Source organism: Pseudomonas sp. CP4, assembly GCF_047758505.1.
Classification (GTDB): domain Bacteria; phylum Pseudomonadota; class Gammaproteobacteria; order Pseudomonadales; family Pseudomonadaceae; genus Aquipseudomonas; species Aquipseudomonas fluorescens_AO.
The window spans coordinates 4,046,715-4,064,768 of sequence record NZ_CP180489.1 but is presented as its reverse complement, the minus strand read 5'-3'; the positions used below and the strand labels follow the sequence as shown (position 1 = coordinate 4,064,768).

14 protein-coding genes are annotated in these 18,054 nt (G+C 61.5%); 8 read left to right on the top strand and 6 right to left on the bottom strand.

Annotation, left to right across the window (positions count from 1 at the left end; genetic code table 11):
- The first annotated feature begins 110 nt into the window (after window positions 1–110).
- The 5 genes from ACMYUN_RS18225 to ACMYUN_RS18205 all read left to right on the top strand — a co-directional run bounded on the left by ACMYUN_RS18225 (window position 111) and on the right by ACMYUN_RS18205 (window position 4,128).
- Entirely contained in the window at window positions 111–761 is a 651-nt protein-coding gene (locus tag ACMYUN_RS18225) for a DedA family protein (RefSeq protein ID WP_016773001.1), read from the top strand.
- Window positions 762–765: 4 nt separating this feature from the next.
- Entirely contained in the window at window positions 766–1,578 is an 813-nt protein-coding gene (locus ACMYUN_RS18220) for a zinc-dependent peptidase (protein ID WP_415761313.1), read from the top strand.
- A 112-nt stretch (window positions 1,579–1,690) separates the two neighbouring features.
- The gene (ppa, locus tag ACMYUN_RS18215; protein ID WP_003205933.1) at window positions 1,691–2,218 is read left to right on the top strand and encodes an inorganic diphosphatase; all 528 of its coding nucleotides are present in this window, start codon (window positions 1,691–1,693) and stop codon (window positions 2,216–2,218) included.
- 320 nt (window positions 2,219–2,538) lie between these two features.
- Entirely contained in the window at window positions 2,539–3,285 is a 747-nt protein-coding gene (locus tag ACMYUN_RS18210) for a S24 family peptidase (protein ID WP_415761312.1), read from the top strand.
- Window positions 3,286–3,693: 408 nt separating this feature from the next.
- Complete coding sequence (locus tag ACMYUN_RS18205; protein ID WP_415761311.1) at window positions 3,694–4,128, top strand: hypothetical protein; 435 nt, start codon at window positions 3,694–3,696, stop codon at window positions 4,126–4,128.
- 8 nt (window positions 4,129–4,136) lie between these two features.
- On the opposite strand, the gene ACMYUN_RS18200 is transcribed toward ACMYUN_RS18205, so the two are convergent.
- The 6 genes from ACMYUN_RS18200 to ACMYUN_RS18175 are packed head-to-tail and all read right to left on the bottom strand — an operon-like array spanning window position 4,137 to window position 14,319.
- Window positions 4,137–4,949 carry a YfaP family protein gene (locus ACMYUN_RS18200; protein ID WP_415761310.1) on the bottom strand — a complete coding sequence of 271 codons (813 nt, stop codon included), beginning with the start codon at window positions 4,947–4,949 and terminating at the stop codon, window positions 4,137–4,139.
- A 3-nt stretch (window positions 4,950–4,952) separates the two neighbouring features.
- Window positions 4,953–6,572, bottom strand: a complete 1,620-nt coding sequence (locus ACMYUN_RS18195; RefSeq protein ID WP_415761309.1) for a DUF2300 domain-containing protein — start codon at window positions 6,570–6,572, stop codon at window positions 4,953–4,955.
- 1 nt (window position 6,573) lies between these two features.
- Window positions 6,574–11,148, bottom strand: coding sequence for an alpha-2-macroglobulin family protein (locus ACMYUN_RS18190; RefSeq protein WP_415761308.1), 4,575 nt, complete (start codon window positions 11,146–11,148; stop codon window positions 6,574–6,576).
- Window positions 11,145–11,795 (bottom strand): DUF1175 domain-containing protein, encoded by a 651-nt coding sequence (locus ACMYUN_RS18185; protein WP_415763982.1) that lies wholly within the window; start codon window positions 11,793–11,795, stop codon window positions 11,145–11,147. Before ACMYUN_RS18185 ends, ACMYUN_RS18190 begins: the two co-directional genes overlap by 4 nt.
- Entirely contained in the window at window positions 11,780–13,492 is a 1,713-nt protein-coding gene (locus tag ACMYUN_RS18180) for a DUF2138 domain-containing protein (RefSeq protein WP_415761307.1), read from the bottom strand. The genes ACMYUN_RS18185 and ACMYUN_RS18180 overlap by 16 nt, the downstream gene beginning before the upstream one ends.
- Before the next feature lie 35 nt (window positions 13,493–13,527).
- On the bottom strand, window positions 13,528–14,319 hold the full coding sequence (locus ACMYUN_RS18175) for a YfaP family protein (protein ID WP_095181922.1): 792 nt from the start codon (window positions 14,317–14,319) through the stop codon (window positions 13,528–13,530).
- A gap of 498 nt (window positions 14,320–14,817) precedes the next feature.
- Here ACMYUN_RS18175 and ACMYUN_RS18170 point away from each other — a divergent pair, with 498 nt between their 5' ends.
- The 3 genes from ACMYUN_RS18170 to dxs all read left to right on the top strand — a co-directional run bounded on the left by ACMYUN_RS18170 (window position 14,818) and on the right by dxs (window position 17,934).
- Entirely contained in the window at window positions 14,818–15,060 is a 243-nt protein-coding gene (locus ACMYUN_RS18170) for an exodeoxyribonuclease VII small subunit (RefSeq protein WP_016772991.1), read from the top strand.
- A complete protein-coding gene (gene ispA / locus ACMYUN_RS18165) occupies window positions 15,057–15,944 on the top strand; it encodes a (2E,6E)-farnesyl diphosphate synthase (protein ID WP_039761874.1) in 888 nt (295 codons plus the stop codon). The genes ACMYUN_RS18170 and ispA overlap by 4 nt, the downstream gene beginning before the upstream one ends.
- A 91-nt stretch (window positions 15,945–16,035) precedes the next feature.
- The gene (dxs, locus tag ACMYUN_RS18160; RefSeq protein ID WP_415761306.1) at window positions 16,036–17,934 is read left to right on the top strand and encodes a 1-deoxy-D-xylulose-5-phosphate synthase; all 1,899 of its coding nucleotides are present in this window, start codon (window positions 16,036–16,038) and stop codon (window positions 17,932–17,934) included.
- Window positions 17,935–18,054 lie beyond the last annotated feature (120 nt).

Genomic DNA, 18,054 nt, shown 5'->3' with positions numbered 1-18,054 from the left:
CCGTATAATCCCGATCTTTCCGGCTTGTAAGAAAAACTACACCCCGCTGTAGGCTTACACGAAGTCATCCGCACAGGCCTGCCGAGTCGGGCCGTCATACAGGTGCCCCCATGGATTTCAACCCGCTCGACCTTATCCTGCATCTCGACGTGTACCTCGATTTGCTGGTGAACAACTATGGGCCATGGATTTACGCCATCCTGTTTCTGGTGATCTTCTGTGAAACCGGTCTGGTGGTGATGCCGTTCCTGCCCGGCGACTCGCTGCTGTTCATCGCGGGCGCGGTGGCGGCCGGCGGCGGCATGGATCCGGTGTTGCTCGGCGGCCTGCTGATGCTGGCGGCGATCATGGGCGACAGCACCAACTACGTGATCGGACGCACGGCCGGGGAGAAGCTGTTCAGCAACCCGAACTCGAAAATCTTCCGTCGCGATTACCTGCAAAAAACCCACGACTTCTACGACAAGCACGGCGGCAAGACCGTGACCATGGCGCGCTTCCTGCCGATCATCCGCACCTTCGCGCCGTTCGTTGCCGGTGTGGCGCGGATGCCGTACCCGCGTTTCTTCGGCTTCAGCGTGCTCGGCACCATCCTCTGGGTCGGCGGTCTGGTCACTCTGGGTTATTTCTTCGGCAACGTGCCGTTCATCAAGAAAAACCTCTCTCTGCTGGTGGTGGCAATCATCCTGCTGTCGCTGGTGCCGATGATCATCGGCGTGGTGCGCAGCCGTTTCGGCGGCACCAAAGTGCAATCGCACTGATCCGATGTGGTCTCTGAGCGCCTGGCGTCGCCGGCGCATCCTGGCCAGCCACCCGATTGCCGACGACCTGTGGCAACGGGTGCGCCACCAACTCTCCTTCCTCGACGGCATCAGCGCGGCTGAAGACCAGTGGCTGCGCGAAGCCTGTGTGCTGTTTCTCGACGACAAACACCTGACCGCCCTGCCCGGCGTCGAACTGCATCAGGAACAGCGCCTGCTGCTCGCCGCCCAGGCGCAGTTGCCGTTGCTGCATCTCGGCGATCTGAACTGGTATCAGGGCTTCCACGAGATCGTTCTATACCCCGATGACTTCCTCAGCCCGCAACGCCATCGCGATGCCAGCGGCGTCGAACATGAGTGGGATGGCGAACACAGCGGTGAAGCCTGGCAGCAGGGGCCGGTGATTCTCGCCTGGCCTGGCGTACAGGCCAGCGGTGGCTGGGAAGGCTACAACCTGGTGATCCACGAATTGGCGCATAAGCTCGACATGCTCAACGGCGACGCCAACGGCCTGCCGCCACTGCACGCCGACATGCGCGTCAGCGACTGGGCCGAAGTGATGCAGGCCGCCTACGACGACCTCAACCGCCAGCTCGATCACGATCCCGACGCTGAAACCGCCATCGATCCCTACGCCGCCGAGAACCCGGCGGAGTTCTTCGCCGTCACCAGCGAATACTTCTTCAGCGCCCCGGATCTGCTGCATGAGGCTTATCCACAGGTCTACTTGCAACTGCAGCTTTTCTACCGGCAGGATCCGTTGGGCAGACTGCGGCAACTTCAAGCCACAGACCCGGTCTATCAGGCGCACGACTAAGCTCTGCACGATTTCTGGTACGTGGCGTCGACGTAGGAATGTGCCTATAATCGCCGCCACTTTTTGGTCAATCCGGCCAAGTGTTTTTGGTCAACTACGGGGGCAACGCCCAATGAGCTACAGCAAGATTCCGGCTGGCAAAGACCTGCCGAACGACATCTACGTCGCGATCGAGATCCCGGCCAACCACGCGCCGATCAAATACGAAATCGACAAAGACAGCGATTGCCTGTTCGTTGACCGTTTCATGGCCACCCCAATGTTCTACCCGGCCAACTACGGTTACATCCCGAACACCCTGGCTGACGATGGTGATCCCCTCGACGTGCTGGTCGTGACCCCCTACCCGGTCGCGCCAGGCTCGGTAATCCGCGCCCGTCCGGTCGGCATCCTGAACATGACCGACGACGGCGGCGGCGATGCCAAAGTCATCGCAGTGCCACACGACAAGCTGTCGCAGCTGTACGTCGATGTGAAGGAATATACCGACCTGCCACCCCTGCTGATCCAGCAGATCGAGCACTTCTTCGCGAACTACAAGGATCTCGAGAAAGGCAAGTGGGTCAAGATCGAAGGCTGGGCCGGTGCAGACGCTGCCCGCGAAGCGATCACCAAGTCGGTTGCCGCCTACAAGGGCTAAGCCATTGCGCTTCGCGTGACGCTTGAAAAAAACCCCGGACTTCCGGGGTTTTTTGTTATTGGCGTCTGCATAATCGACTCGGTTGTTCAGGTCGATGTAACTCGAAATACACCCTGGTCGGCCCCCTCTCCCTCCGGGAGAGGGTTGGGGTAAGGGCCTCTTGAAAAAGCCCGACTAAACAAACCGTTTAAATTCCTACATGCAGTTTTAATCTGTTTAATTTCCCACAAGCACGTCTTACATCCCGTCGCAAAATACAGGCTTTTTTTGAACGCCCGGTTTATTCAAACCGCTCTGGTCCGGCCGTAGACTCCGTGTTTATGAGAAAGAACACTAGCGGTCCACGATTCAAGGCACTCCTGGAAGCAGCGAACATCAGCACCACGGATTTCGCAAGGTTCTGGGGCACGGAAGCCCAAAACGTTCATAACTGGTACACCCGGGGCGTCCCGGCGTATCGCATGGAAGAAGTCTCACGCCTGTTGTCGGTCAATAGTGAATGGCTGAAAACCGGTGAAGGCGTCAAGGAGGTCCCGCGCCTGCACCCACCCGCCAGTAATGGCGACACGTTCGACGCCCAGTCGATCTGCGGCGTCTACACCGTCATCAATCCCAGCGACATCGATCTGGCCTTCTTCAAGGAAACCCCGATCGCCAATGGTGATGGCAAAACCCACGTCATTCTCGACCCCGACCAATCCCTGCGCCTGCCCCGCGCCCACCTCGATCAACTCGACATCCAGCACGCCAACGCCATCTGCGCGCACATGATCGGCAACAGCATGGCCGATCGCATCGAAGACGGCTCTATCGTCGCCATCGACCGCGGCCTAACCCAAGTCGTCGACGGCGAAATCTACGCCATAGAGCATGACGGCATGCTGCGCATCAAATACCTGCACCGCATGCCCGGCAACGGCCTGCGCATGCGCAGCCACAACAGCGCCGAATACCCCGACGAGGTTTTCCGGCCGGCGCAGATCGAAGAGCAGCGGATTCACATTCTTGGCTGGGTGTTCTGGTGGTCGACACTGGGCAAGCGCCGGCCGGTGGTGCCGTTTCTATGACAGTTCACTCGAACCTGTGGGAGCGGGCTTGCACGCGAAGAGGCCCAGACAATCGGTACAAATCCCGATTTTGTACCGCTTCAGTCGCTCTAAACCGCACTTGAGGCTGGGAATCCAAAGCAAAACTCAGTATCCTGCGCCCCACATTCGCGCATCGACCCGCCCAGCGGCTCGGATGACGCCCGACGCGGCAGACCAACGTCTGACCAAGTCCCACAGCCGGACGCAAGATCCGGATGTACGTTTTGAAGGCTGGCGCGGTTTACCAAAAATAAACCAAGCCAGTCCCCGAGAAGCCGGCCACAAGCCGGCTTTTTAATGCCTGCAAAAAGGATACGCCTCTCGCTTGGAAGGAATCGAACAAGCTGGGCACTACAATTCCGAAGCGCTTCACAAGGAAGTTAAAACATGCGATTCGCCCCTCGTTTCACGCTGCTTGGACCGGTCATCCTGATCGCTGCGATAAGTTTTTATCTCTCAGGCTGCGTCGGTGCCATCGTGGCGTTGCCTGAGAAAACCACACTCAGAACTGACGAGTACAAAGCTCTAAGTGCTCGTTCGCTCACGCCAGCGATTACCCGAACCGTGCAATCAGCGCCTACCCGAGAATGGTGTGGCGTCACGGTTTGGGCGTTGATCATTCCTGTTCCGCTGAAATTGCCCGTGTGTACGTCGTACTCCGAGCAGTCCTTCGGCAGCGACGAATTTGGAAATGAAATCGTTTTGCTCTATTCAAAACAAACGGTGCCGTCGCCGTTCTACGCCTGCGGCCCGTTCATGATGCTGGGGCCGATTGTTCATGGTTATCAGGGCAACGCGCTTTGCGGCGTTTTTCCAAATTAGCCGGGAATTCACGGATAACTGAACGACTTCACCAACGTCAGCTCCCCCGCTGTCCGCATCGGCACTACAAACGTCTCCATCTTCTCGCTCGGCGTGCCTTCTTCAGTAATCACCGTCACCTGCGCCGTGGTCAGCGCCTGCACCGCTTCATCCCCTCCTTCGTCATCTCCGCGATACCCGCCGCCGTAATAATTCACGTACACCAGATACTGCCCCTTGATCGGCGCGGGCATGGCGGCGATTTCCGGGCCGTAGCCGGTGGTGACGTCGACGTCCAGTGCGGCGCCGTTGGCGGCGCTGCGGTTGCCGTACCAGATGTGGGCGCCGTCGGGGGTGATCAGGTGCAGGTCGAGGTCGGTGCCGTCGCTGTCCCAGGCCAGCAGGACGCGCAATTTGGCCGGGGTGGCGCCGCCGCGGGCGTTGAGGAACTGCGTGCGGTAGCGTTGCTGGCCGTCGGCGCTGCGCACTTCGACGCTGTTGCTGCCGTTGGGGAAGGAGAACGGCCGATCGAAGCCGCCGGTTGGGTCGATTTTCAGCGGCATGCTGACGCCGTTGACGATCAGGCGTCCGGGTTCGTCGTTCTTCGGCACGGCTTTGATCTGACCGCTGATTCTGGCGGTATTGGCCTGACCAAGCGGTGTGTTGACCGACGAGGCCGGGTAGTTGACGGTCTGGCGAAAGCTCTCGCCCTCGCCTTCTGGCGCGCCGCTGCGCCAGCCGCCGATTGGAGTGTCGAGTTTGACGCCCTCGGCGGCGAACGCTTGCGGTAGCACGTTGAGGGCACAGAGCAGCAGCAAGACCTGTGGATAACGGAGTGTCATGGTCTATTCCAGCAAAAGGTGACGGGCGAGCCCTTCGATGTAGGTTTCATCCTGGCCGTGGGGGTGTGCTTCGAAGGCCAGGTGCAGATATTCATGAGTCAGGTCGAGGCGATCCTGCAGGGTCAGCACGCCGCGCACGTAAATGCGCTGGCGTTCGCGGTCGACGAAGGGCCGGCCGAAGGCCAGTTTGCATACGGCAAACGTGCTGACTTCGTTGTAGCCGGTTTCGCTTTCGAGCCTCGGACGCCAGCCGCGTCGCTGTTTCTGCAGCCAGTCTTGCGCGGCGGGCAATGCTTCGCAGGAGGCGACCGGGTTGTCCCAGCGGCTGAGGCTGGCGCGCGGATAAGCGTGCAGCAGAATCGCGTCGTAACGCTGGCCGGCGTTCGCTTGCTCGACGGCTTGCTGCCAAGCGAGTTTGTCCGGACCGGGTTGGTCGGAGTGATAGGTGACGGTGCTGCCGGCCAGTACCAGATCCGCCGTCCACGCCGCAATGTTGCGCGACTCGGCGGAAGCAGGACGCGGGGCGACGCGCTGGCGATTGCTGCTGTCGTCGATGCTCAGGCAATCGCCGTTGCGCGTGGCGTTTTGCAGCAGATAGGTGCGGATCGCTACGGCCAGCGCTTTGGCGGCTTCGGCGGGTTGCGGTTTGGCTTCGCGCTCAAGGACGCGGGCAACATATTCTTCGCGATCAAGCCTTGCGACGAGTTTGTCGTCGAGCAGAAACAGTTCGCCGTCGCTGTGGATATCCAGCGCGTTGCCGTTGGCGAACTCGACGCGGTAGTCGCCGCGCAATGGCCCGGACGTGGCAACACGATCCCCGGCCAGAACTTTCGAAACCGGGTATTTCGAGAACAGCCCGACTTCCACACAGCGTCCTGCGTCCGCTGGCCAAGCCGTCGGTAATACGCTGGCCAGCGCCTGAGCGTAATGACGCAGAACCATTTGACTGGTGCCGCGCCCACCCGCCCAGATCGGCGCGCCGTCGGCGGTCCAGCCAGCGAATCCACCTTGCCGCGATTGTGCATCCAGGTCGCCGAGCCAGCTCCAGGTTTTCACCCGCAGGCGCCCGCCCAACTCGCCGACGACATTGCCGTCCGCCGCGTTCAGTACGACATCGAGCAACACCCGACGCATCTGATCCTGGGCTGGCAGCAACGCCAGAACGCTCAATAACTCGGCAACCGAAACCCTTGTTGCCGGTTGCACGGCTGGCAAATCCAGCAACCACGACGGCGCCTGCCGCGCCTGCCAATACGCTCGCCAATCCGTCGCTGCGATGCCCAACCGCGTCGGTTCGAAATACAGACCGCAGGACTTCACCAGCGCCTGATCCCGCTCGATCCTGCCGCCCGCCGAGCAACAATAAACTTCTTCTTTGGACTGCCCGCGACATTCATAAGCCGGTTCCCGTGCACCGGTATCCACCAGCCACGCGTAGACGAACAACTTCCACAGACTGCCCAGCGGCGCATCCAGCGACGCTGGCAACGGTTCGCGCTTGATCAGTTGCGTCTGACTCAACGACAACAACTCGCCCTGATAGGCCACGCGCAATGGCTCGTCCTGCGCTGTCGCCAGCGCAGGCATCACACACATCAGCAGCCACAACAGCGGCCGGCGCATGTCAGTTGACCGTGACCTGACCGAGGGCGGCTTTCGCCTCCTGGGCCTGATGCTGCGGTGCATACACTTGCTTGAAGCGTACCGGTGGCAGATTGAACTGGCCCTTCTGCGAGAAGCGCACCAGATGACGCAGGCGCAACTCGCCACTCAGCGCGTCGACCGGCACCGCGTATGCCAACTGACCCGGCTCGAAACGCGCCTTCTCCAGCGCGGTCGGTTCGGTGCCGTCCTTGCCCTGCAACTTGATGCCCCACGTCGTGCGCTCGACATCCGCGCCCGGTGGCAGCGGCACTTCAAGCATGCCGTAGCGCAGCGGTTTCGCTGCCTTGCTGGTGAGGATCACCTCGTCCAGGTACAGGCTGTCGCTGGACAGCGGCTTCGTGCCGACCGGCTCGAGTTTGAAGGTGAACGCTTCGTCGCCCGGCACCAGACGCGACAGGCGCCGGGTGATGGTCACGGCCATCGGATCGACCTGCGGCTGTTGAGTCTGGAAGCTCAGCGCCGCACGCAGCGGCCGCTCTTGCGTGCCGGACACGCTCAGCACATTCGGCAGCGGCGTTGCGCCTTGCCATGTCCAGTACATCTCGCCGCTGGCGCCGTAGTTTTTCTTCCAGCCCTCACCCGGCATCAACGCGATGGTTGGCGAGGCCTGAGCGATGCTGCGTTGCAGCCAGGTTAGCGCCAGTGCGCGTTCCAGCGTCGATTGCTGCGGCAGCAAGCGTTGCAGCAATGCCGTGGCGCGAGCCTGATCAAACGGTTGCAGCGACAGGTTCAGCGCTTCGACAAAAGGCTGCGAACTGGTCGCCAGACGTTGTTGCGCTACGCCCAGTTGCCGATTGAACGCCTCCGGCAAAGCAACTTTCGCCTGCGTGGCCAACGATGCAGTAAGCACCCGGGCCGCCGCCAGACCGAGCGCCGAAACCGGGTCGCCCATCACCAGACTGTCCTGGCCGTCATCAAGCAAGGTTTCGGCACTGCCTTCACCGGCCTTGACCAAATCGTCGATCAAACCGCTGAGCAGCGTGTTCACTGGCAACTGCATCTGTTTGGCGAACGACAGAATCAGCGCCCGCTGCAGCAACGGCGTGTTCGGTGCCTGCTTGGCGTACACCTCGAGTACCCGCTGCCAGTGCTCAGGCGGCAGGTTCAGCTCGAGTACGCGGCTGGCGTTCCAGTCGGCGTAATAGGCATAGGCGGTGAGAAATGCATCCGGCTCGCCTTCATAGCCCCACCAGGTGAAGCTGGCCGACGGCCCGGCCATTTGCACCAGGCGCAGACGACTGTTCTGCATGATCAGACGCAAGCGATCGCGAATCTGCGGGTTCGACGCCAGCGATGGATAAGCGATGCTCAATGGCAACAAGCGACTGGCGGTCTGCTCGACGCCGCCGTACGGGTAGCTGAGCAGATCGTCGAGGGCGGAACGGAACAGCGCTTGCGGACTGTCATCCAGACGCAGGCGAATATCCGTGGCATCCGCCGGCAAACTCAACGGCGTATCGCCGCTGGCCACGTCGAGGCTTTGCGTCTGAGTGACCTGCCAGCCGTCGCCGGTGGCACTCAAGCGCACAGCCAGGGCATCGGCCACTTTGCCGTCCTGCACCAGCTCCGCCGTCCACCCGCCAGAGGCCAAAGCGAACGCCGGCAGTGGCAGGTAATTGATGCCGCTGTTCAGGGTCACCGGCAGACGTTGTTCGGTACCGGCATAGTGAGTCACCAGTTCCGCCTTGACCGGTTTCTCCGCCTGACTGAACGCAAACACCCCCAGTTGCGGCTGATCGCCCTTGCGGAATTTGCTCGGCCCGCTCCACTTCAGGTACAGCGGTTTTTCCGAACGGACAAACTGCTTCTTCTGCCCGACCTGACCGTCATCGGCAATCGCCCGCGCGGTGATGCGCCAGCGAGTCAGCGAGTCGGGCATTTTGAAGGTGAAACGGGTTTTGCCGTCGGCGCCGGTCAACAATTCCGGCTGCCACGCAGCGGTGTCGACGTCTTCACGGCGCGGACGCTCGAGCACTTTCACGCCGCGTTCGCTGCGATTGGCTTTACCGGGTGCGCCGGGGCTGCCCGGCAACGCCACGTCGTAACTAATAAACGACAGGCTGGCACTGGTACGCACGTTGTTGCGCCGTGGGTGATAGAAGAACTGGTCGATGGTCGGCGCGACTTCGGGTTGCAGCGCGTAGACCATTTCATCGACCACGCTGACCGTCAGATGCGCCGGAACGGCTTTGCCGGCGAACTGCGTGGTCAGGTCGACCGTCACCGTGTCGCCCGGCAGATACACAGCTTTATCGGTGCTGATCGCCACGTCGATTTGCGGCGCGACCACTTTGATCCCGGCGTTCTGGAAGCTGTACTGACCGCCCTTGGTGTAGAGCACGGAGAAGGTCAGGTTCGGCGCGAAGTTATCCTTCACCGCAATGCGCGCGCGGTATTGGGTGTCGCTGAGTTTTTCCAGCTTCAGCCAGTCGCCGCCCTTGGCCAACAGCGCGGTCGCTTCTACCTTGTCGCGCTCCAGCGACAGCAGTGCATCGCTGACCGGCTCGGGGAAGGTGATCAGCGCCAGCGCTTCTTCGCCCGCCTTGTACTCAGGCCTGTCGAGGACGATTTCCACGGTACCCGGCACCGCTTTCACACCGTCGCCGGTGACCGCATGGCCGGTGGCACCAAGAACACGACCGTGTTGATCTTTCAGCGTCAGGTTGTAGGTGCCCGGGCGCTCGAAGGCGAGGCTGAAGCCTTTATCCGTTGCGGCGAGTTTGCCTTCGCCAGTGCTCTGGTCCTCCAGGCGCACCCAGGCGTAGCTGCTCGGCGTCACGGCTTTGCTTTGTTCAGTGCCACCCTCGTTGGCGTAGCTGAAGGCAACCTTGTCGCCGACCGCGCTGAAACGCTGCGGTGCGCTCAAGCGAAAACTTGCCGCGCCACGGTCGATGAGGATTTCCTTGGTGGTCTTGACCCGATACGCCGCGCCGTCGCTGGCGAATACGGTGAGCATGTAGCGGCTTGGCTTGTCGGCGGCTGGCAGGTCGAGGGTTGCGTTGCCCTTGCTGTCGGTGGTCAGTTCGGTGCTCGTCAGCTCCACCGGGAATTGCCCGAGGTATTGCAGCTCGTTGTCGACCATCGACAGTTGCTGGGCACGCAGGCTCAGGCTCAATTTCGCGTTGGCCACCGGTTTGCCGTCCGGGTAGAGCAACACCAGACTGCCTTTCACCGGCTCACCGGTGCGGTAATCCTGCCTGGCCAGATTCAGCGAGATTTCGAAGTGCGGCTTTATGTACTCAGCCACACGGAAAGCACTGCTGTAGGCCTGATCTTTGTAGTTGAAGCGGATTTCGTAACCACCGGCCACGGCGTTATCCGGTAACTGGAAACGGCCCTGGGTTCCTGCTTTCGAATCAAGCTTCAGATCGAGGGTTTGCAGTTCGGTCCCCGTGGCATCAAGCACGCTGACACCGACATCCGCCGCGCCCGGCAGCACCGAATCACGGGCATTCTTGAACTCGCGACCGACGATTTTCAGCGACACCCAATCGCCCGGGCGATACAGCGGCCGGTCGGTGAAGGCATAGAGTTTGGTGTCGTAGATTTCACTGTCGTAGTAGAAGTTCTCCGAGACGAATACGCCGCCTTCTTCGTCCTCGCCGATGACAAACGAGCGCTCCGGGCTGACGTGTTTCAGACGCAGCAGACCGTCGGCATCGGTAGCTCCGCTGCTCATCACGCCGAGGCCATCGGTCCACAGCACATTGACCTTCGGCACCGAGCTGCCTTCATGCTTGCGTGCGGCCCAGACCAGCAGCTCATCACCGGCAATCTTGCTCACCGCGACGGTGTTGGAGACGAAAACCATGGTGGTCGCGCGGTACTTGCCGATCAGCGCTTCAACCAGATACAGCCCCGGTTTCAGGTTACCCAACGGGATGTACACGTTGCCCGGTGCGACGCTGACAAAGTCACTCGAAGACCCAGCCAGATTGACCCCGGCCGGTGGCTGAATCGGCTTGGCCTGCCACAGCGGATAGCGAAACTGGCTGACCACCGGCAAACCCGGAATCAAGGCAAATTGTGGCTGCGCGTCGTACGGCGTCGGCGCGGCCATGGCCTCGCCCATTTTCAGCTCCGGCACTTCTTCGGTGACCTGCTTGCGCGACTCGTAAGAGAACGCACGCTGCATCACCCGGCGGGATTTGCGATACCAGTTGTCCCACAGATACGCGAGGGTGTTGGACAAACCTTCACCCTTGAACTGGCCGTCACTGACGACGCGGTGCAGGTTCTTCTGGCGCTTGAGAAAGTCCAGCGGCTTGTCGATGCGATACACGCGGATGTCGGCGCCGCCGTACGGCTCCATGCGGAAACGCCGGTAGTCACGACCCGGGGCTTCGAGGCGGACCATCGCCGGCTCGTCGCTGGCAAAACTGCTGTCGGCGAGCAGGAAGAAACTCTCACCGGCCACCGGCGTGTAATTGCTCGGTTCCACCGAGTCTTCGGCGTTGACGCAGGTAAACGGTAGCAACAACGCCAACAGCAAGGAAATTCGCGAACAGATACGCAACATGCGGGCACCGGTCATTGGGAGAGAAAGTTCAGTCGATAGACGCCGATGAAGTTGGGGTTGGCTGCGTCGGGTATCCATCGGGTGTCCTTCCATGTCATGAGTTGCTGCAGGCTTGCCGAACGCATGCCATTGTCAGTGGGGGTGGTGGTGCCGGTGTGATAGGCGATGTAGCGGCCCATCCAGATCATCAGGTGCTGGTCGTCGCCCTGATCGAAAAACATCAGGTCACCGGGCCGCGCCTGCGACATATCGCGGCCGACCAGATGGCTGTTGAATTGAATCAGTTTGATCGCGTTGACGTACGGCCCGGCCTTGCCGCCGCCCTGCTGCCACTGTTGCGCGAGTTTGCGTTGCGCGTCGCTCAGCGCCAGTTCCGGCGGCAGATAGCGATTGGACAGACCATTGCTGCGCAGCCATTTGTCGTCATGGACTTTCAGCGCTTCGTTGGCGGCAAAGCGCACCAGCCCCGCGCAGTCCTGCTGATACCAGCGCGGGCTAGGGCCCTGGCTCAATTGCTCTTGAGCAATACGCACAAACCAGGCGCGAAACACTTGTGATTGCGCCGGATCGAGTGCTGGCGCCTCAACCGCATGGGCGCCTGCGCTCAGCAGCAACGCGAGCAGGCCGAGGCTGCGGATCAGTGCGTTCACAGCGCCTTCCATTCCAGCGGCAGCCATTGCCAGTGGCCGTCCGGCTCGCTGCCTTCGGGCAGGGTCAGGGCATATTTGCCGTAACCGCCAAGGGTGCGCAGTTTCGGCATCAGGTAGGTTTGCGCAGCGTTATAAAACACCGGTTCCATGTCCTGCGGCAGGCTGTCGAGGGTTTCGCGCTGCATCAGTTGCGCCATCGCGTCCGGGCCGAAGTAGATCGGCATCAGCACGTCTTTAGGCAGCACATCGGCCATCGGCGGGAAGCGCTTGTCGAGGGTGCCGAGGGCTTTGTCGACGAGTTTGTCGTCGAGGGAGAACAGCAGCGTCGAGCCGTGACGGGCAAGGCTGACTTTCATGAACGCCTTGCCGGAAATCGCCTCCGGGTTCTCGGCGGTCTTCGCCGCGTACGGGCCGAAACTGGAACTGACCTGACGCTGCCAGACGTGGCTTTGGCCTTCCTGCTTGTCGATCACCGGGAATACGTTTTCGGCGACGTTGGCTTCGAACGCGCCGACCATCGAACCGAACAACTTGCCCAGATCAGCGTCGAGCTTGCTGCTGTCTTCGTCTTTGAGACTGGCAACCAGCAACGGCGTGTACAGCCGCGAATCGGCGTACCAGCACAGACCGGCCGCGCCAGCGACGTGTTCGGTCAGCGTTTGCGCAACAGCTTCATCGGCACCGAGTTTCATCAATATCGGTTTCTGCGGCTCGGCCGCCACCGGCAGGGTCACGCAAGCGCTCGCCCCCAGCGGCATCGCCTGCCAGACCGGTTTGAAATCGAAGTCCGGCTGGTTTTCCAGTTCATCCATGGCCAGATAGCTGTGCCAGCCCTTGTCGTCCATGTCGAAACGCAGGCCGGCGAAATTCGGGATGAAGCGCTGATAGCCCATGGCGAGCACGCTGGAATTGACCGACAGGCGCTGTTTGGTTTCCGGGCTCTTCGCTGGCAGGCCGAACGCTTCCGGAAAGAGTTTTTCACCGTTGAGCAACGCCGCCAGCGCTTGCGCTGAGACGCGGCCGGATTCTTCCGAGACGCCGCTCTCGGGGTCGTAGTACTTGGCTGGATTGGACAGCACCACCAGCTTGTCACCGCGCGACGCGAACAGCAGCGATTTGCTGGCGTTGTAGCTGAGTTGATACAGCGGCACTTCGTCGCTGCCGACCTTGAGATTGCCGAAGACGCTGAGCTGGGTGTCATCCAGCGCCACTTTCGCCAATGGCTCGAGCAGCTTGGCCAACCCGCCGCGATCCATCACCAGCAGGAAATCCTTCAAGCGACCATCCGCACCACGCCACAGCGCAACATCGGCCGGTTGATCAAAAAGCTGTTCGATCAGGCTGTCCTGCAACTTCAGGTCATGCTCGTAGATGATCCGGCGCAGGCTGCCGATCAGGCCAAGTCGGTCTGCGTGGATTTCGTAATAGAAAACGAAATCCTCGGTGAGCGTGGCCTTGAGGAACGGCACCGTCAGCAGGTCCTTGGGCAACTGACTCAGCGAGCGGGTTTCGAGCAAGGCGTCCGGACGGCCGAGGCCGAGCTTGTCACTGGCAAGTGTCGCCTGCGGCGCTTTGGGCTTGAGCAGCAGCCAGCCGAAACCGCCCGCCACACCGGCCACCAGGCACAGGCCGAGCACGACCAGCGGCCAGCGCCGCGAAGGTTTGGCCGCCGGTGTCGCGGCAGTTGGAGTCACAGTGTTATCGCTCATGTTCACAACATCCGAGTTCATCCGTGGCGGGATGCTTAATAGTTGAAAGTCTTGACCAGCAACAGATCACCGATCGCCCGCAGGGGCACGATGAAGGTTTCGCGTTTTTCGTCGACGGTGTTTTCGTTGAGCACCAGGGTGATCTGCGAGGTGATCACCTCGTTCTGATTGCTGGTCTCCTCGAAGTTATAGCCACCATCGCCGTAGTTGCCCCAATAGTTGACGTAGACCAGATACGTGCCGTGCAGCGGCGCGGTCATGGTGAACATTTCCGGGCCGGGGCCGTCGACACCATCCGGGTCGAGGCCGCCGCCATTGCTCAGCGCCGGCCGTGCCCAAAAGGCATGCTGGCCGTCGGGGGTGACAATATGCAGATCCAGTTCGGCTTTCGGGTCGTCCCATCCCAAGACAAGACGAATCTTCGCCGGCGTGCGCAGATTATTTGCTTCATAAAATTGCACGCGCTTGAGCGACTGGCCTTCGGCGCTGATCACTTCAACGCTGTTGGAGCCGGCGCCGAACGCGTAAGGCCGGGCGAAGCGCCCCTGATCATCGGTGTACAGATTCAATGGATTGCCGTTGACGGCGAGGCTGTGCGGCGGGCGCATGTGCCCCAGAGCCTTGAGCTGGCCCTGGATCATCGTGCGATTGCGCTGGATGCCGCGATCGATCGGCGGCGTCGGGTAGGCGACCTGCGGATTTTCCGAACGATCGAGCAAGCCGTGATAACGCCAGCCGCCGACCGGCTCGGACAATTGCGCAGTCGGCGCGGCCCACAGCACAGGCGCGCAGGCGAAGCCGATCAGCAGCAAAAGAAATGAACGCATGTGACGCCTCCTGCCATGCCTTGAACGAAACCTCGCACCCGATCCTCGGTACTTCACAGCGGTGAACTGCGTTTCGTCTGAGTGCCCCCCAACTGTCGGGGCCGTAGAAGCGGCGAAGATTAGCGATTCGGCAGTTTTTTAACAATCGGATACATGTGTGATTGCTGTAGGAATTGCGCTTTCGAGAGGGCGTGAGCCGAATAGCGAAGTTATTCGGCTCATAAAATGAGCCGAATAAGCCTCAGCCCCGAAACTTCTCATTAACTTTGTGACAAGGGGATTTATCCCAGCTCGGCTGCGCAGCAGTCGTAAAACCGGCGACTTCGATTTTCCTGAGAGTATCGGTTGTCTGGTTTTAGGGTTGCTACGCAACCCAGCGGGGATAAATCCCCTCGCCACGGGGTCATGTGCGCGGCTTTGGGTGGGGCGTCTCATTTGCCCATACCCCCCCTATCTGCTAGTGTCGCGCCGGTTTAACGTCTACCGGAAATTGCCGCCATGGCCCGCAAAAAAGCTGCACTGGATTTCGAACAATCCCTCGCCGACCTGCAAACACTGGTCGAGCGTCTGGAGAACGGTGAATTGTCGCTGGAAGACTCGCTGACCGCTTTCGAGCAGGGCATCGGTCTGACCCGTGACTGCCAGGCGGCGCTGGCCCAGGCCGAGCAGAAAGTGCAGGTGCTGCTGGAGCGCGATGGCGAGCTCGCCGAGGAACCCTTCGACGCGGATGAGCCAGAATGATCGCGGCGTATTCGGCGAGCAGTCAGGCCCGGGTCAACGCGGCGCTGGAGACGCTGTTCAACGCGCCGCTGCCGGAACTGGCGCGGCTCTACGAAGCGATGCGCTACAGCGTGATGAACGGCGGCAAACGCGTGCGCCCATTGCTGGCGTACGCCGCGTGCGAAGCCCTCGGTGGCCAGGCTGAACAGGCCAGTGGCGCTGCGTGTGCGGTCGAATTGATCCACGCCTATTCGCTGGTGCATGACGATTTGCCAGCGATGGACGACGACGATCTGCGTCGCGGCCAGCCGACGACCCACAAGAAATTCGACGAAGCCTGCGCGATCCTCGCCGGTGACGGCTTGCAGAGCCTGGCCTTCAGCGCGCTGCTCGACCCGCGTCTGAGCGATTGCAGCAGCGAAATCCGTCTGCAGATGGTCACGGCGCTGGCCCATGCAGCCGGCCCGGCCGGCATGGTCGGTGGCCAGGCCATCGACCTCGGGTCGGTCGGTGTCAAGCTCGATCAAACAGCTCTCGAACAAATGCACCGGCACAAGACCGGCGCGCTGATTGAAGTCAGCGTCAGGCTCGGCGCCCTGGCCAGCGGCCACGCCCAACCCGATCAGCTACAGGCCCTGCAGACTTATGCACAGGCCATCGGTCTGGCCTTTCAGGTGCAGGACGACATCCTCGACGTGGAAAGCGATACCGCCACCCTCGGCAAACGCCAGGGCGCCGACATTGCCCGCGACAAGCCGACCTACCCGGCCCTGCTCGGTCTCGACGCCGCCAAGGCTTATGCGCTGGAACTGCGCGATCAGGCCCTGCAGGCGCTGCGACCGTTTGACGCGGCCGCCGAGCCGTTGCGCGAGCTGGCCCGGTATATCGTCGAGCGGCGCAACTGACGGCGTATCGGCCAAAAAAGACCAACGCGTGGGCAGGGGCCGATGCATCAGGTAAACTGCCGCATCTTTTATACCTATAACGATTCGCCTGATGCCCACGACGTTTCATGAGATTCCCCGCAAGCGCCCGACCACGCCCCTGCTCGACCGTGCGAACACGCCGGACGGCCTGCGCCGGTTAGGCGAAGCCGAGCTGGAAACCCTGGCCGATGAGTTGCGCCTGGAATTGCTCTACACGGTCGGCCAGACCGGTGGGCATTTCGGTGCCGGCCTGGGCGTGATCGAGCTGACCATCGCGTTGCATTACGTCTTTGACACCCCGGACGACCGTCTGCTGTGGGACGTCGGGCATCAGGCGTATCCGCACAAGATCCTCACCGGTCGCCGCGAGCGCATGGCCAGCCTGCGTCAGAAGGACGGCATTGCCGCCTTCCCGCGCCGCTCCGAGAGCGAGTACGACACCTTTGGCGTCGGCCACTCCAGCACCTCGATCAGTGCCGCGCTGGGCATGGCCATTGCCGCCCGCCTGCAGGATAGCGATCGCAAAGCCATCGCCGTGATCGGCGACGGTGCGCTGACCGCGGGCATGGCTTTCGAGGCGCTCAACCATGCGCCGGAAGTCAACGCCAACATGCTGGTGATCCTCAACGACAACGATATGTCGATCTCTCGCAACGTCGGCGGGTTGTCGAATTATCTGGCGAAGATCCTGTCCAGCCGCACCTATGCGAGCATGCGCGAGGGCAGCAAGAAAGTCCTTTCGCGCCTGCCCGGCGCCTGGGAAATCGCCCGTCGCACCGAAGAATATGCCAAGGGCATGCTGGTCCCCGGCACCCTGTTCGAAGAACTGGGCTGGAACTACATCGGCCCGATCGACGGCCACGACCTACCGACCCTGATCGCCACGCTGCGCAACATGCGCGATCTCAAAGGCCCTCAGTTCCTGCACATCGTCACCAAGAAAGGCAAAGGCTTCGCCCCGGCGGAAGTCGACCCGATCGGTTATCACGCCATCACCAAACTCGAACCTCTGGACGCCCCGGCCGCTGCGCCGAAAGTCGCCAGCGGGCCGAAGTATTCGGCAGTGTTCGGCGAGTGGCTGTGCGACATGGCCGCGGCTGACGCGCGTCTGGTCGGGATCACCCCGGCGATGAAGGAAGGCTCGGATCTGGTGGCGTTCAGCGAGCGTTTCCCCGAGCGCTATTTCGACGTGGCGATTGCCGAGCAGCACGCGGTGACGTTCGCCGCCGGCATGGCCTGCGAAGGCGCGAAACCGGTGGTGGCAATCTACTCGACGTTCCTGCAACGCGGTTACGACCAGTTGGTGCACGATGTCGCGGTGCAGAACCTCGACGTGCTGTTCGCCATCGACCGTGCCGGTCTGGTCGGCGAAGACGGCCCGACCCATGCTGGCAGCTACGACCTGTCGTACCTGCGCTGCATCCCGGGGATGGTCATCATGACCCCGAGCGATGAAAACGAACTGCGCAAGATGCTCACCACCGGCCACCTCTACAACGGCCCGGCGGCGGTGCGTTACCCGCGTGGCAGCGGGCCGAATGCAGTCATCGAAAAAGATCTCGAAGCGATCGAAATCGGCAAGGGCATCGTTCGTCGTCAGGGCAGCAAGGTCGCCATGCTGGTGTTCGGCGTGCAACTGAGCGAAGCCTTGAAAGTCGCCGAGAAACTCAACGCCACCGTGGTCGACATGCGGTTCGTCAAACCGCTGGATGAAGCGCTGGTGCGCGAGATCGCCGGTAGCCACGAGCTGCTGGTGACCATCGAAGAGAACGCAATCATGGGCGGCGCTGGCGGCGCGGTCAGCGAATTCCTCGCCCGCGAGAACATCCTCAAGTCGATGCTGCATCTGGGCTTGCCGGATATTTATGTCGAGCATGCGAAACCGGCGCAGATGCTCGCCGAATGCGGGCTCGATGAGGCCGGAATCGAAGCGTCGATTCGCCAGCGCCTGGCATTGCTCGCCCGCTAACTCGCTGAACACACAATACCTGTGGGAGCGGGCTTGCCCGCGAAGGCGTCGGCACATTCAACCTCGATGTTGAATGTACCGGCCTCTTCGCGGGCAAGCCCGCTCCCACAGTGTTTTGTG

What these genes read in the sequence shown, in the direction of transcription:
- ACMYUN_RS18225 (WP_016773001.1), top strand. Translation starts at nt 111, where the DNA reads ATGGATTTCAACCCGCTCGACCTTATCCTGCATCTCGACGTGTACCTC.
- ACMYUN_RS18220 (WP_415761313.1), top strand. Translation starts at nt 766, where the DNA reads ATGTGGTCTCTGAGCGCCTGGCGTCGCCGGCGCATCCTGGCCAGCCAC.
- ppa (WP_003205933.1), top strand. Translation starts at nt 1,691, where the DNA reads ATGAGCTACAGCAAGATTCCGGCTGGCAAAGACCTGCCGAACGACATC.
- ACMYUN_RS18210 (WP_415761312.1), top strand. Translation starts at nt 2,539, where the DNA reads ATGAGAAAGAACACTAGCGGTCCACGATTCAAGGCACTCCTGGAAGCA.
- ACMYUN_RS18205 (WP_415761311.1), top strand. Translation starts at nt 3,694, where the DNA reads ATGCGATTCGCCCCTCGTTTCACGCTGCTTGGACCGGTCATCCTGATC.
- ACMYUN_RS18200 (WP_415761310.1), bottom strand. Translation starts at nt 4,949, where the DNA reads ATGACACTCCGTTATCCACAGGTCTTGCTGCTGCTCTGTGCCCTCAAC.
- ACMYUN_RS18195 (WP_415761309.1), bottom strand. Translation starts at nt 6,572, where the DNA reads ATGCGCCGGCCGCTGTTGTGGCTGCTGATGTGTGTGATGCCTGCGCTG.
- ACMYUN_RS18190 (WP_415761308.1), bottom strand. Translation starts at nt 11,148, where the DNA reads ATGACCGGTGCCCGCATGTTGCGTATCTGTTCGCGAATTTCCTTGCTG.
- ACMYUN_RS18185 (WP_415763982.1), bottom strand. Translation starts at nt 11,795, where the DNA reads ATGGAAGGCGCTGTGAACGCACTGATCCGCAGCCTCGGCCTGCTCGCG.
- ACMYUN_RS18180 (WP_415761307.1), bottom strand. Translation starts at nt 13,492, where the DNA reads ATGAGCGATAACACTGTGACTCCAACTGCCGCGACACCGGCGGCCAAA.
- ACMYUN_RS18175 (WP_095181922.1), bottom strand. Translation starts at nt 14,319, where the DNA reads ATGCGTTCATTTCTTTTGCTGCTGATCGGCTTCGCCTGCGCGCCTGTG.
- ACMYUN_RS18170 (WP_016772991.1), top strand. Translation starts at nt 14,818, where the DNA reads ATGGCCCGCAAAAAAGCTGCACTGGATTTCGAACAATCCCTCGCCGAC.
- ispA (WP_039761874.1), top strand. Translation starts at nt 15,057, where the DNA reads ATGATCGCGGCGTATTCGGCGAGCAGTCAGGCCCGGGTCAACGCGGCG.
- dxs (WP_415761306.1), top strand. Translation starts at nt 16,036, where the DNA reads ATGCCCACGACGTTTCATGAGATTCCCCGCAAGCGCCCGACCACGCCC.